The sequence below is a fragment of the Gilliamella sp. B3801 genome, assembly GCF_026536645.1.
Lineage (GTDB): Bacteria > Pseudomonadota > Gammaproteobacteria > Enterobacterales > Orbaceae > Gilliamella > Gilliamella apicola_I.
Genome location: NZ_JAFNNR010000012.1, coordinates 1 through 15,002, shown reverse-complemented (window position 1 = coordinate 15,002; position 15,002 = coordinate 1). Strand labels below are relative to the sequence as shown.

Annotated in this window: 12 protein-coding genes; 7 read left to right on the top strand and 5 right to left on the bottom strand. The window is 34.3% G+C overall.

Annotation, left to right across the window (positions count from 1 at the left end; genetic code table 11):
- Positions 1 to 15 precede the first annotated feature (15 nt).
- The 3 genes from thiQ to dinB all read left to right on the top strand — a co-directional run bounded on the left by thiQ (position 16) and on the right by dinB (position 3,706).
- A complete protein-coding gene (gene thiQ / locus J3U14_RS10270) occupies positions 16 to 675 on the top strand; it encodes a thiamine ABC transporter ATP-binding protein (protein ID WP_267352174.1) in 660 nt (219 codons plus the stop codon).
- A gap of 187 nt (positions 676 to 862) precedes the next feature.
- Positions 863 to 2,569: a phosphoethanolamine transferase CptA gene (gene cptA / locus J3U14_RS10265; protein WP_267352173.1), complete on the top strand. Its 1,707-nt coding sequence runs from the start codon at positions 863 to 865 to the stop codon at positions 2,567 to 2,569.
- Between the two features lie 81 nt (positions 2,570 to 2,650).
- Positions 2,651 to 3,706: a DNA polymerase IV gene (gene dinB / locus J3U14_RS10260; protein ID WP_267352172.1), complete on the top strand. Its 1,056-nt coding sequence runs from the start codon at positions 2,651 to 2,653 to the stop codon at positions 3,704 to 3,706.
- A 91-nt stretch (positions 3,707 to 3,797) separates the two neighbouring features.
- Here dinB and J3U14_RS10255 read toward each other — a convergent pair whose 3' ends face one another.
- Entirely contained in the window at positions 3,798 to 5,234 is a 1,437-nt protein-coding gene (locus J3U14_RS10255) for a 6-phospho-beta-glucosidase (RefSeq protein ID WP_267352171.1), read from the bottom strand.
- Positions 5,235 to 5,248: 14 nt separating this feature from the next.
- Complete coding sequence (locus J3U14_RS10250) at positions 5,249 to 7,123, bottom strand: glucose PTS transporter subunit IIA (protein WP_267352170.1); 1,875 nt, start codon at positions 7,121 to 7,123, stop codon at positions 5,249 to 5,251.
- 177 nt (positions 7,124 to 7,300) lie between these two features.
- Here J3U14_RS10250 and J3U14_RS10245 point away from each other — a divergent pair, with 177 nt between their 5' ends.
- Positions 7,301 to 8,005 (top strand): GntR family transcriptional regulator, encoded by a 705-nt coding sequence (locus tag J3U14_RS10245; RefSeq protein ID WP_267352169.1) that lies wholly within the window; start codon positions 7,301 to 7,303, stop codon positions 8,003 to 8,005.
- Positions 8,006 to 8,197: 192 nt separating this feature from the next.
- On the opposite strand, the gene J3U14_RS10240 is transcribed toward J3U14_RS10245, so the two are convergent.
- The 3 genes from J3U14_RS10240 to rph all read right to left on the bottom strand — a co-directional run bounded on the left by J3U14_RS10240 (position 8,198) and on the right by rph (position 10,876).
- Positions 8,198 to 9,304 carry an SIMPL domain-containing protein gene (locus J3U14_RS10240; protein WP_267352168.1) on the bottom strand — a complete coding sequence of 369 codons (1,107 nt, stop codon included), beginning with the start codon at positions 9,302 to 9,304 and terminating at the stop codon, positions 8,198 to 8,200.
- Between the two features lie 194 nt (positions 9,305 to 9,498).
- Positions 9,499 to 10,146, bottom strand: coding sequence for an orotate phosphoribosyltransferase (gene pyrE / locus J3U14_RS10235; RefSeq protein ID WP_267352167.1), 648 nt, complete (start codon positions 10,144 to 10,146; stop codon positions 9,499 to 9,501).
- A gap of 13 nt (positions 10,147 to 10,159) precedes the next feature.
- Positions 10,160 to 10,876: a ribonuclease PH gene (gene rph / locus J3U14_RS10230; protein WP_220215281.1), complete on the bottom strand. Its 717-nt coding sequence runs from the start codon at positions 10,874 to 10,876 to the stop codon at positions 10,160 to 10,162.
- Between the two features lie 159 nt (positions 10,877 to 11,035).
- On the opposite strand from rph, the gene J3U14_RS10225 reads away from it, so the two are divergent.
- From J3U14_RS10225 to J3U14_RS10215, 3 genes are all read left to right on the top strand, one after another.
- Positions 11,036 to 11,902 carry a YicC/YloC family endoribonuclease gene (locus J3U14_RS10225; RefSeq protein WP_267352166.1) on the top strand — a complete coding sequence of 289 codons (867 nt, stop codon included), beginning with the start codon at positions 11,036 to 11,038 and terminating at the stop codon, positions 11,900 to 11,902.
- 280 nt (positions 11,903 to 12,182) lie between these two features.
- On the top strand, positions 12,183 to 13,076 hold the full coding sequence (locus J3U14_RS10220) for a hypothetical protein (RefSeq protein WP_267352165.1): 894 nt from the start codon (positions 12,183 to 12,185) through the stop codon (positions 13,074 to 13,076).
- Between the two features lie 599 nt (positions 13,077 to 13,675).
- Positions 13,676 to 15,002 (top strand): ESPR-type extended signal peptide-containing protein (locus tag J3U14_RS10215; protein WP_267369670.1); only part of this gene is annotated, 1,327 nt, incomplete at its 3' end.

Genomic DNA, 15,002 nt, shown 5'->3' with positions numbered 1-15,002 from the left:
TATGATAATTTTAAAATGTTTTTTAATTTTGGTATTGCCGCAAAAGAACGGGTCGTCATTGTTGGGCCAAGTGGTGCGGGTAAAAGTTCATTATTGAGTTTAATCGCCGGTTTTATTTCACCTGATTCAGGAAAAATAATACTCGATGATCAAGATATGACGAATGTCACTCCCGGAAAACGCCCGGTATCTATGTTGTTTCAACATAATAATTTGTTTGACCATTTAACGGTTCAAGATAATATCGCTTTAGGATTAAAACCTTCTTTAAAACTGAATATTTCACAAATGCAAATTATTGATGATATTTTAGAAAAAGTTGGATTAACAGGATTTAATCAACGTTATCCTGAACAATTATCGGGTGGTCAACGTCAACGGGTTGCTTTAGCGCGGTGTCTAATTCAACATCGTCCGATTTTACTTTTAGATGAGCCTTTTTCAGCGCTGGATCAATCATTACGTTTTGAAATGCTTGAATTAGTTAACCAAATCTGTGAAGAATTTGAATTAACATTAATGATGGTGTCCCATTATCTGGATGAATCATTGTACTATTTTTCACGATGTTTAGTTGTCGATGAAGGGCAGATTATTTTTAATCATTCACCCAAAAAGTTAACCTGTTCAGAACATCAACATGTTGCTCAGCTATTAGGCTTGAAGTCGATTTAATCCGCTAAAATTAATCTTTAGCTAAGCAGTATATTCATTGAAAATATGCTTCATATTGCTTTCATAGCATTAATGATTACCGTTGGCTTTTGTTAGTTTCAATATCGAATGTGAGTGCTTAAGGTTTTATTAATCTACCCAATGTATCTTATAAAAACTTATTCATCATGATTCTTTATTGATATTTATGCAAAATTTGAAAGCAGATCAGAAATTTAGTTTTTCCTCGTTATTTTTGATTATATTATTTTTTACCTATTTTTCATCCGCTTTGCAACTCTATATTTCTCTGTCGGGACACTCTAATTTTATTGGGTTAAGAGATTCCATTATTTATAGCTTAATTTGGCTCATACCGGTGTTATTTTTTCCTAATTATACTCGTAAAATTGCAGCCATTTATGGGATTATAGTTGGCGGATTGTCTTTAATTTCGTTAGCGTATTTTGTGATTTATCGGCAGGAGTTTTCACAAAGTGTTTTTTTTATAATGGCTGAATCAAATTTCAATGAATCTAATGAATATATTCAGCAATACTTGAGTTTTAAATTGATTGCCGTATTAGTTGTCTATATTTTAGTGGCTCTATTTCTTTGGAAACAAGTAAAACCGGTTTATGTCCAAAATAAAACTAAGTGGATGGTTTCACTATTGATTGCTATTTATGCTTTGATGCCACTAGTAATCAGTGTAATGGTAAAAAAAACCTCCTTAGAGAAAGCGGGAGCACATTTATTAAGCCGTATGGAAACGACAGTACCTTGGCAATTAATGAGCAGCTATATTGCATACCGTTCACAACTTTCTAATATGGAAAATATTTTGAATAATTTGCAATCTTTGCCTTCATTAGAAAATTTAACAGATAGTAATGGGGAGACACCAAGAACATTAGTCTTAATCATTGGGGAATCGACTACCCGTACAAGAATGGGAATTTATGGTTATAACCGCAATACTACCCCGATGATTGAACAATTTAAAAAAGAAAATCCAAATTTATTGGTTTTCAACGATGTTGTCTCATCCAGACCATATACGATCGAAATTTTAGAACAAGCCCTGACTTTCGCCGATGAACGGCATCCCGATTTGTATTTAACACAACCTTCACTCATTCATCTTATGAAACAAGCAGGGTATAAAACATTTTGGATTACCAATCAACAAACAATGACTAAACGAAATACGATGTTAACCATGTTTTCTAAGCAAACAGATAAACAATATTATATGAATAACGATCGTAACCAAAGTGCCAGACAATATGATGATGCTGTGATTCAGCCTTTTAAAGAGGTGTTAACCGATCCCGCTAAAAAGAAATTTATCGTTATTCATTTACTTGGTACGCATATGAAATATGAATTTCGTTATCCGAAAAGTAGTGAATATAATGTTTTTCAAGATAAGACAGGCATTCCATTCAATATTGACGATGATAACGCCAAAGTCTACAACAGCTATGATAATGCAATTAGCTATAATGATTATGTAATAACGACATTGTTTAATACATTTAAACAGAGCCATGATAACGGTTTTATGTTGTATTTTTCCGATCATGGTGAAGAGGTTTATCAAACACCACCGTATGATGTCTTAGGACGAAATGAAAAAGCACCAACCAAACCGATGTATACCATTCCCTTTATACTTTGGCAATCACCAAGTTGGTTGAAAACACATCCTAATGATTATCAAGCTTACGTTGATCGCAAATTTAGCTCACAAGATTTAATTCACACTTGGTCTGATTTAGCGGGCTTAACTTACAATTTATATCAGCCTGAAAAAAGTTTAGTTAATCCTAACTTTAAACCATCAATACGTTGGATTGGCGATCCCTATGATAAAAAAGGTTTAGTGGATTTTGATAAATTGGTTAAGTAATTGATATCCTGATTGCACAAGCATTTAAGGTATGGTATTGTATATTTATACAGTTATATTTTAGATGCTATCATTCAGATTATGCGAAAAATCATTCATGTTGACATGGATTGTTTTTATGCGGCAGTTGAGATGCGGGACAACCCTCGATACCGTAATATCCCCATTGCTGTTGGGGGTGACCCACGAAAAAGAGGTGTTGTTGCAACAGCCAATTATCTTGCTCGACAATTTGGTATTCATAGTGCTATGTCAATGGCACAAGCGGTAAAACTGTGTCCAAATCTTAAAGTTATTCCGGGTAGACATGCTGTTTATAAAGAAGTTTCAAACCAGATTCATCAAATTTTTCAGCGTTATACCCAAGCAATCGAGGCCTTATCACTTGATGAAGCTTATTTAGATGTGACTGATTGTCAACTTTGCCATGGTTCGGCAACATTAATTGCCAAAGACATTCGCCAAGCTATATTTAATGAACTGGGTTTAACTGCGTCAGCTGGTGTTGCGCCACTTAAATTTTTAGCTAAAATTGCTTCAGATATGAACAAGCCTAACGGTCAATATGTGATTACACCTGACGAAGTTGATTCGTTCATACAGCAACTCCCTCTTAAAAAGATTCCGGGGGTGGGGAAAGTCACCGAAAAAAAACTGGCTGAACTAGGGTTATTTACTTGTCGAGATGTGGTGAAGTATGATTTAACCAAATTACTTAATCAATTTGGTAAGTTTGGTCGAGTGCTTTATGAAAGATGTCAAGGCATTGATGAGCGTGAAGTCTGTAATGACAGGCAACGTAAATCAGTGGGTGTTGAACGTACTTTGGTTGATGATATTCATACTTGGGATGACTGTTTACTGCAACTCGATCCACTTTATGATGAGTTAGAAAAACGATTAAGTAAAGTCAGAACAGATTTATCGATTGCCCGACAAGGGGTAAAATTTAAATTTGATGATTTTCAACTCACGACACAAGAACATGTCTGGGCAAAGTTGGATAAACAAGATTTGATTGAACAAGCGTACAAAGTTTGGCAAGAACGACGAAATGATAGGGGGGTTAGGTTAATTGGCTTTCATGTTACCCTTATTGATCCACAATTAGACAAACAGTTAATCTTCCCTTTTTAGCTGTTTAAAGCACTAAGGTGTTAAGCTGAATTTATGGGGATGATTGAAATATCATAAAATCCCCATAAATAAGTTTGGCTTAACTAAGTCGTTATTTTAAGTTTTCACCGTTGGTCTGAATGACTTGTTTATACCAATCAAAGGAATCCTTCTTATACCGTTTCATGCTACCATTACCTTCGTTATCACGATCAACATAGATCACACCATAACGTTTTTTCATTTCGCCAGTAGTAAAGGATACAACATCTATAATTCCCCATGCGGTATACCCAATAACATCGACCCCGTCATAGTCCATTGCTGTTAACATTGCTTTGATATGTGCACCGAGATATTCAATTCGAGGTTGGTCATGTATTTGATGACCATTTTCAAGTTGGTCAATTGCCCCGAAACCATTTTCTACAATAAATAACGGCAATTGATAGCGATCATATAAACGGTTTAATGTATAGCGTAAGCCTTCAGGGTCAATTGGCCATCCCCAGTCACTGCTTTTAATATAAGGATTTTCAACCGCATTTGGTAAAGCACCATTGACGATATTGTCACGGTTATCATTTTTGACATCGGCTTTAACGACAGTAGACATGTAGTAACTAAACCCAATGTAATCAACTGTGCCTTGTTTCAAACATGCTAAATCTTCTTGCGTAATATCAAGTTTATAACCTTCACGCTCAAACTCTTTTAATGCATAAGCAGGGTAATAACCTCGGACATGAACATCAGGGAAAAAGAATCGTTGATGCATTGCAATTTCTGAAGCCATCATATCTTCAGGATTACATGAGTATGGATAGATTGGTACATGAGAAATCATACAGCCAATTTGAAAATCTGGGTTGATTTTTTTACCCGCGATCACGGCTTTAGCACTGGCTAAGAGTTCGTAATGAGCAACTTGGTAAAGGATTTCTTGCGGATTTTCGCCTGCTTTGACTTGTACACCAGAATTAGTCCAAAAGAAAATAGGATTACTCGTATCCATTTGATTGTTAATTTCGTTAAATGTCATCCAGTATTTAACTTTGTTTTTATAACGCTCAAAGCAGGTGATCGCAAATCGTTCAAAAAACTCAACCGTTTTACGATTACGGAATCCCCCATATTCACGAGCAATATGCAAAGGAATTTCAAAATGGGATAGGGTAATGACCGGTTCAATTCCGTTGGCAATTAATTCATCAAATACCGCGTCGTAAAACTGTAATCCCTCTTCATTAGGTTGCAGTTCATCGCCTTTAGGGAAAATTCTTGTCCAAGCAATCGAAGTACGAAGACATTTAAGTCCTAGATCCGCAAATAGTTTAATATCCTCTTTATAATGGTGATAAAAATCAATTGCGGTATGGTTTGGGTAAAATTTTCCTGCTTCAATATCTTGCGTAATTTGTCTTGGCACACCGTGTGCACCTGCTGTCATAACATCGACGACACTTGGGCCTTTACCGCCCTCATTCCAACCGCCTTCAAATTGGTGGGCAGCTAATGCACCACCCCATAAAAAATTTTTTTGCTTCATATCTGTGTTCCTTGTTATTGCTTAATGTCAAATACGATATCTTGAGTTGTAACGTCTGTTTTATCGGTTAAAGTGATTTGCTGATACTGCGTACTATTAACAATAATAATTGGGGTGATTAATGGATAACCCGCTTTTATAATTGCGTCTGGATCAAAACTGATAAGCAAATCACCTTTTTTAACTTGTTGATTTAATGATACATGATAATTAAATTCGTTATTTGTTAAATTAACTGTATCGATACCACAATGGATTAATAGTTCTACACCATTATTTAAGGTCAAACCAATTGCATGCTTTGAACGCTCAAATACTGCAGTAATTTGCGCATCATCAGGGGCATAAACGTGATTATCCGTTGGCTCAATTGCGATACCTTCTCCCATTAACTTTTGCGCGAAGGCAGGATCAGGGACTTCACTCAGTGGCAGCGCTTTCCCTGTCATTGGGCTGGTAATTTGAATCTCATCAAGTAAAACATTTGGCGTATCATCTTCGATTGAATCGTTTGAGGATAATTTTGTTTCACCCGTCCCTAAAATTTGTATCAATAATACAGGTCCAAACAGGGCAATTGCTGAACCGAGTAATACGCCAATAAATGATCCTGGGTGTTCAGGGTTAATCGCATTAACTATAGTTAACGGACCCGGCAAAGCGGCATAGGTATAGTAATAAGGTGTAAAAAATCCAGCAACAATTCCGCCTATTGCTGCACATGCACAGCCATAAATGAATGGTTTTTTGAAACGTAAGTTAACACCATATATAGCCGGTTCAGTAATACCAAAAATACCGGTAACAAATGCGGATAAAGAGACCCCTTTCATATCTTTATTTTTGGTTTTGATATAGAATCCTAACGCCGCGCCCACTTGACCAATAACAGCAATTGTTTGGAAAGCTTGGAATGAATCTTGACCGTATTGATTAATATTTTCAATGATAACGGGTGTGATTCCCCAATGAACACCGAAAATAACAAATACTTGCCAGACTGCACCGATTAATCCACCTGCCACAGATGGTGCAAGATTAACAATCCAGTTATACCCATTAGCAATATAATGTGCAGCATTTGCAGTCAGCGGACCGATTGCAAGCAAAGTAAGCGGAACCATAATGACTAAGCAAATAAGAGGCATCAGGAGTGGTTTGATGATGCTATGTAAACGTGGCTCTAAAAATCGTTCTAAATAAGATAACAACCAAACTAAGAATAAAGGGGGTAAAACCGTAGATGTATAAATAGTTTCAGACAATGCCAAACCAAATAAATTAACTTCTTGTCCTGATTTGATGAGTGCAGCCAGTTCAGCCCATGTTGGTGATAACAAGGCTGCACAACACGCCACGGCGATATAAATATTACAGCGAAAATGTTGTGATGCTGTAATCGCAATAAAAATAGGTAAAAAGGCGAAGGGTGCCCACGAAATGAAATTGAATACTTGGTAAGTGCCTGTCGTTCCGAAATCAGGAAAGGCTAATTTAATTAAGATTAGAATCCCTTGTAATATTCCCGATGCGGCTAAAACATAAACGAAAGGCGCAAAAACGGCTGACATAGTTGCAATGATAAGATTTAATATATTTTTATTTTCGGAACTTGCAACTTTATTATCTGTTTTAATTAATTGTATAAAAGCATTGTAGACCTTATCGACATTTGTGCCAATCACCACCTGAATTTGTCCACCTTTTTCAACAACGGTTATGACGCCAGGGAATTTAGCAATATTTTCTTTAGCATTTTCGGGTGTTTTTTGGGTTACCAAACGTAAACGTGTTGCACAACGAGCGACTGTGACAATATTATCTTCACCACCCAGCTCATTCAAAATATCAACAGCCAACTTATTATAGTCTCGAATCTTTGATGACATTGTTTAAAGTTCCTTATAAAAAATACAGTTAGCTCATCTTATCGACAAATTGAAAATTGTTAATTACCAATTTTATTGTTTGTGATCTAGATCTAATTTTAAATTTGTTTGCTTTAATATTAAAATAACCTGTATAAAATGGGATATGCCTATCTAAAAAACAGAGAAGGGAAATAAATGTTAAAATATCAGGATGTTGCAGAAAAAATTAAACGAACAATTTATCAACAAAAATTGCCAAAAGATACCCAATTACCCAATATTGAAGGGTTAATTAACCAATATCAAGTCAGTCGGACAACCATTATTAAAGCCTTAAATCAACTTGAACGCCATGGCGTAATCTATCAAATACAAGGTAGTGGTATTTTTGTCAGACAGCCTAAAAAAAGTGGATATCTCAATTTTCTAGAGAGTCACGGCTTTAGTGTAGATTTAAATGATCTTCCTGGTGCATCGCAAGTATTTAACGTAGATGTTATTGAACCAGACAAAAAAGTAAAAGAAAATCTAAGATGTAGTGATGATGAACACATTTATTACATCAAGCGTTTGCGATATGTGGACGGCGAAATATATGGATTTGAACAATCTTATTATCGCAAAAAACTGGTTTCATATTTGAATAAAGAAATTGCTGAGCATTCAATATTTAGTTATGTGAAAGATATCTGTAAAATTAGCATTGGTTTTTCAGATAAGTATTTCAAAGCGATAAAATTAGACGCTGAAATAGCGGAATACTTAGGCTTACAAGCAGGCGATCCGGCGTTATGTGTTGAAGAGATATTTTATACATCGGCAGGAGAACCATTCGATTTTTCAACAATTATCTACCATTACGACAATGCTAAATTTTATGTGCAGAGCCATTCTAAATGAATCGAAGTTTTAAGAGAGTAGCTTGAAAAAATGGATGATTGATGTAGTAAACTATTTGTACAATAAATACTTTAAATTATAAATAAAATGGTAAGTATATTCGGGTTTAAACGCTCTCCGACTATTTACCATTTAATTAAAGAGCTAACTAAGGAGAGCGTGTTCAATTGATGATAGGTTTATCTTCAAAGTTTATTGTATAGGTTTAAGTGTTTCAAAAGTACCTGATAAAACAAGATTTATTTTATACTCTGTTGGAGCATAAATATTAACATCAGCCCTCATATTTCCATCAGCATACAATCTTTTCGCATAACGTTGAGATGGATTGTATTCGGAATGCAAATCAAATTCTCCACCGCTTATATCAAGTTGTATTGGTGCACCTAACAGATATTGTTTCGCCAGTAGTCTTTCAACTTTATTTTTAAGTTTAGCTAATAATATTGCTTCATGCTCTTCAACTGCTTTTTGAACGGCTTCTTTCGAAACGGTGTAATAAGTATCATCATTGACAACCATTTTTAATTCTTGAGCTTTAGCAATAATTTTACCAATAAGGTCAAGCTTAGTTGTTTTGACCATAAGATTATGCTGAACATAATATTGTTTTACAGTAATTCTTTCCGGTGATATTTTATCCGTATCTGAATTGGTTATGGTGAAATCAGTTAATTGAAGTTTTTTTAATTCATCGGTAATGGTTGAATATTTTTTATAAAGATTATCTTTGGCGTTATTTAAAGTTTGGGCTGTTTCGCGAATATTGAAAGCATAGAGATTTTTAACTTTATCGCTTTTTACTTGATGAATATCATTGATATTATATTTATCTAATATTTTATTGAGATCAACAAAGCTATCGTTATTATCAATCTTTATAACAATATTCATATTTGCTTGATATTTTGAATTTTCTTGACTATTTTCTTGATTTATCTCTCTTACATTGTTTTGATAACCAATTGTCTCTAAATTGTCTTCAGTTAAGCCCAACTTCAATAATTCATCTTTAAATTGTTTCATTATATTTACATTGAGATCTGAGGCATCGTTAGGTGTTGCGGCATCAGTTAGTAAAGTTACAGAAAATTGTACTGTGTCAGGTTTTAATACGACAGTTTCAGAAATTTTGGCTTCAACTTTTCCCACAGGTATTAAATTTTTGCCATATTTTAATTCTTGTAATTGAAGATAAGTATTATTGACATTCAATTCTTGATTAACTGAGTTAGCAGCATAACTATTAAAGGCGATACCAATATTGAGTAACATGGCAAATAAAATTGTTTTTTTCATCTTATTATCCTACAGTTAAGGTTTATTTGTTTATAAAAATACTTGTTGAATTGCTAATAAAAGGCTAAATAAATCTAATCTAGATTATAGATAAAAAGCAGATTAAATGTCTAAAAAATGTATGGGATTGTAAAAAGATGTAAAAGCGTTTTTCAACGCTTTTATTTCATTAGCTGATTGTGTAAGAGTTTACTTTAGTTTATACCATATTGCTCACGATAAGCTTCAACTAGTTTTACTTGATCTTGTCTGGTTGGATCTTGATAAAGATATTGGATCAAATCATCAAGTGTAATAATTGAAATCACTTCGCAATGATAAGTTTGTTTAATTTCTTGAATTGCAGAAAGATCGGCACGACCTTTTTCTTGTCGGTCTAAGCAAATTAATACGCCAGCTAATTTTGATTTATTATCTTCCAATATTTGCATCGATTCACGTATTGCGGTTCCGGCAGTAATAACATCGTCAACCAGCATAACACGTTGCTCATAAATCGAACTGCCGACTAAATTGCCTCCTTCACCATGATCTTTTGCCTCTTTACGATTAAAGCAGTAAGGAACATCAACGTTGTGATGTTCAGATAATGCAACGACAGTTGATGATACAATCGGAATCCCCTTATAAGCAGGACCAAAAATTACGTCATATTCGAGCTTGGCATCTAATAAAGCAGCAGCGTAAAAGCGACCTAAAAGCGCTAAATCTTTACCGGTGTTAAACAAACCCGCATTAAAAAAATAAGGACTTTTTCGACCTGATTTTAAGGTGAATTCGCCAAATTTCAATGCTTGCCGATTTAAAGCAAATTCAATAAATTCACTTTTGTATGATTTCATCGATCCTCTCCAATTAATCTTTTAAGGCCTGTCTTTGTGCATCAATAATTGTTGCAATGCCATTTTTAGCTAATTCTAATAATTTTAATAATTCGTCATGACTAAAAGGTTCACCTTCGGCTGTTCCTTGAACTTCAATAATTCGTCCGTCATCAGTCATTACTACATTCATATCAGTTTCAGCATTAGAATCTTCAATATATTCTAAATCACATACAGGTTGACCATCGACAATACCGACAGACACCGCTGCGACCAATGATTTAATCGGATTTTGTTTAACTTTACCTTCGGCAATCATTTTATTTATCGCATCATTTAGCGCTACACACGCGCCAGTAATTGAAGCTGTTCTTGTACCACCGTCAGCTTGAATGACATCGCAGTCTAAGGTAATGGTATATTCGCCTAAAAGTTTAAGATCTATCATTGCTCTTAATGAACGAGCAATTAATCGTTGAATTTCCATTGTGCGACCTGTTTGTTTACCTTTTGCCGCTTCCCGTTGCGTTCTTGAATTAGTCGCACGAGGCAACATACCATATTCAGCCGTGACCCAACCTTGATTTTGACCTTTTAAGAAACGAGGAACACTTTCATCGACAGTTGCATTACACAGTACTTTTGTTTCACCGAACTCTACTAATACAGAACCTTCTGCATGCTTAGTGTAATGACGGGTAATTTTGATAGGGCGGACTTGTTCCGCAGATCGACCTGACGGGCGCATGCATTTCTCCAGCAGTTATATTTAAAAAATTATTTGAATTTACCATTTAGGAGGACATCAACAAGAAAAAGGTTGATGTTTAGCCTAAGCTAAGAGCGCATTATACAGAATTTGTGATACAATGCCCAGCAAGTTTTTTACTAAATTTAGGAAGCCATTATGATTTCCAGTATGACCGCTTATGCCAGAAAAGAAGTAAATCAACCATGGGGGACCGCTTCTTGGGAGCTTCGTTCGGTCAACCAACGTTATTTAGAAACTTACATCCGTTTGCCTGAACAGTTTCGCTCACTTGAGCCTATTATTCGTGAACGGCTTCGTCATCGTTTAACGCGGGGTAAAATTGAATGCCATTTGCGTTTTGAATTGGATCCTGCTGCTCAACATCAAGAATTATCTTTAAACCAAGATCTAGCTAAACAAATTTTAAATGCAGCTAATTGGATTCAGTCAGAGCACAAATCCGGCGAAGTCAATCCTATCGATGTTTTACGTTGGCCAGGTGTATTATCAGCTAAAGAGCAAAATTTAGATACCATATCGCAAGAACTTTTAGCAATATTAGATTCGACAATTGATGAATTTATTACTGTACGTGAACGTGAAGGTAAAGCATTAGGTGAGCTTATCATCCAACGGCTTGAAGGGATAACGGAACAAGTTGAAAAGATTCGTCAATGGATGCCACAGATTTTGGAATGGCAAAAAGAGCGTCTACAAACTAAATTAGCTGAAGCCAATATCGAATTAGATAGCTCAAGGTTTGAACAAGAAATTGTCATGATGGCTCAACGTATTGATGTTGCTGAAGAGCTTGATCGTCTAATGACACACGTTAAAGAAACTTATGCAATTTTGAAGAAAAATGAAGCCGTTGGACGTCGACTTGATTTTATGATGCAAGAATTCAACCGTGAATCGAATACCATTGCTTCAAAATCTATTAATGCCGATGTCACGGCTAGTGCCATTGAATTAAAAGTTTTAATAGAACAAATTCGAGAACAAGTACAAAATATCGAATAATTTTATTAATTAGATATAACAACGTAATTCTTCTCAATATCAATTGATTTTATTATCAAAATATTGAGAAGTTAATGAATTTAAAAATAGCTCGATTTCAACATTTAAAAAAATCCCTTTTTCTTTCCTTTTACTCATACTAAAATACGCCGCTCTCAAAAAAGCTTTGATATGTTTTATGAAAATAATGACGGTTTCACTTGCTGTCAATAATATAAATTATCTAATTTTTCTATTGAAATAATCAAAGTAGATTTATCTATAAATATAAGGAAAAATAATGAACACCTCAACTGAACACTATCAATTTTCAAATAAATTCAATCTGGGCTCTACGATTGTTTTAACTTTGCTGGGTATTTTTGTGGCTATTTTACTTGGCGTTGTATATGCCATAATCTCTCATTTTTCTCCACTAATTCTTATTGATATCGGTCTTATTGTGGGGATGTGTTATGTGATAATCATGTTGCAATCTAATTTATCTCAATTAGCGAAGATCCGTAATGTCAAAATCAATATATTAATGACTTTTTTAATCTGCTTGTTTGCCTATTATTCAAATTTGGTTACTTTTGAAGTTTTGTTATTTGACACTAATTATTTGTCCAATTGGATTTCACTGTTTTTATCGCCTATTGATACTATAACTTTATTAATAGATGATATCATTCCTTATCGTGAAATCACGATTACTAAAGGTAGCTCATCAAAAGGTTCAATTTCAGGGATGTTATTAGCTGGCGTTTATCTGATTGAATTCTTAGTCTTCTTTTACCCAATTTTAACAGCTTTATTCATAGAAGATGCCTTTTGTGAAGATTGCCAAACTTGGTACAAAAAATATTTTTTCCATTCTTTGTCTAGTGAAGAATTAGAAAACAATATTAATAATAGTCGTGTAGGTAATTATGCCGATGCATTAGCCAATGTAGAACTTCAAAAAGATATTCGGGATTTGCTCGTTAAAAAGACTGACGATAAAATGTCAATGCTAAATTATGAATATTGCCAATGTCCAAAATGTCAGCAAAAAAGTATTTTAACCATTACGAAAAAAATGTTAAAACAAACGGATAAAGGGCCTGAAGTTGAAGGTGTGAATGATGGAATACTTGTCAATCAAGCTTATCTTGATCACCAAACAGATCAACTTTTTTCAACAAAAATCTAGCATCACAACGATTAACTATTCTCTTTTAAAATCAGGTACTCTTAAGAGTGCCTGAAAACCCATATTTTAGCTGAAGTCTATTTCCTCAACTCAGTACATCGAAAATGTTATCTTCCCAATGTTAAATCTAAAAAAATAATGTTGTTATAAAAATCGTTTAATAAATAGCGCTGTAAATGTTAAAAAAATTTAATAAATATTATAGAGAAAAAATAAAATAATGGCTTACCATTGAAATTTTATTAAAAATTTATTTGCGTTGTCTATGTCAGCTAGCCAAGTTATCAACCGTTATAAATTGAGAAGTTTGGTGTGCAAAATAGGTCCAATGTTTATCACTTTTTAAGCGAAAATTAGATTAGCGGTTTTTACGTTTATCTGAAAATTATCTCATCAAAACTTTTCATTGTTTTTTCATTGAATTAATTAATATTTAATAAACAAAAACAATAGATTAAATAATGCTTACAATATTTATAAGAAATTTTCGATCGATTGAATATTGATTGATCATTTAATCCGATCAATAATATTTTTACATAACTTTCTAAAAGACTAGTGGTTATGTTTAATATCGTAAAATCAAGGAAATTTAATAAATGAATAAAATCTACAAAGTTTTAAAAAATAGACAAGGAATAAGCTTGGCAGTATCGGAACTAGCCAAAGGCAAAACAAAATCTTCAGTAAGTAAAATTGCAGCAGCCATCATGATTACAGCTGCTATGTCTGAAAGTGCATTAGCTGCACCAATTCATATTAATTCGAATGAAACAATCAAAGGTAATGGTACTGGCACAATTCAAAGTGGTCAAATAACCAATGAGGAATATTCATTAGGATCAGGGATAAATGGAAAAGGACGTCTAACGATTAGTGATGGCGGTACGCTATCGTTAGCAAGAATTTTAGTTGGTCGAGGCGCAGGAAATTCAGGTGAATTAATTCTTGATAATGGACATCTTATTAATGCTCAGGGTGTTGCATACTTTGGTTTCCAAGGTGGTGATGCGAATGTATTAATCACAAATGGTGGTACTTTCACTAATACTGCTTGGGCTTCGCCAAGTATAGGAAGTGAAGCTGGTTCTAATACCACCCTAACAGTGAAAGGTAAAGGAAGCGCATTCATTCAAAAATCGAAAATTCAAGTATTTGTTGGCGCTAATGGTAATGCCAAAGTTGATGTCATAGAGGGCGGCTTATTTGATGCAAAAAATACGCTATTGCTTGGATTTGCAAATGGTACTGCAATTTTTAATGTTATAGGTAAGGATTCAACATTAAATGCGGCCACTATGCGTGTAGGGCCAGAAAAAAATGTAAATACGGGTCATGCTGAGCTAAATATTTTAAATGGTGCTAAAGCCAATATTGGTGATACAGTCAACGGTACTTTAGTTGTTAGAAATGGCGGTAAAGTATTTGTTGATGGAACTGATTCTGCATTGAATGTGGTTAAGGATATATCAATTGGTAATAAAAGTGAAATCACGGTTTCTAATGATGCCAAAATAAACACAACTAAAAACGCTAATGGTGAAAATGATGGTATAACCATCAATGAGGGCGGTAAATTAAATATTGGTGGTAAACCAAATGAAGCGCCACAAAAAGCGGGAGCAATTGATGTGCCGGTTATCCATTTTGCAAATCAAGATCCATCATTACCAGCGGGTGAGCTTAATTTCAATCATACTAATAATGATTATCAAGTAGGCTGGGATATTGATAGCAAAGCAAATGGAAAAGGCAATGTCAATGTAATCTCTGGTGATAACTTTATTAGTGGTAAACATACTTATGAAGGAAACACCAATATAACTGGTGGTTCTTGGAATGCGAAAGCCGAGAATGTCTTTAGCGAAAAATCTAACTATAACGTTGATAAGAAAGGTTCACTTAATTTAGAAGATCATAATCAAA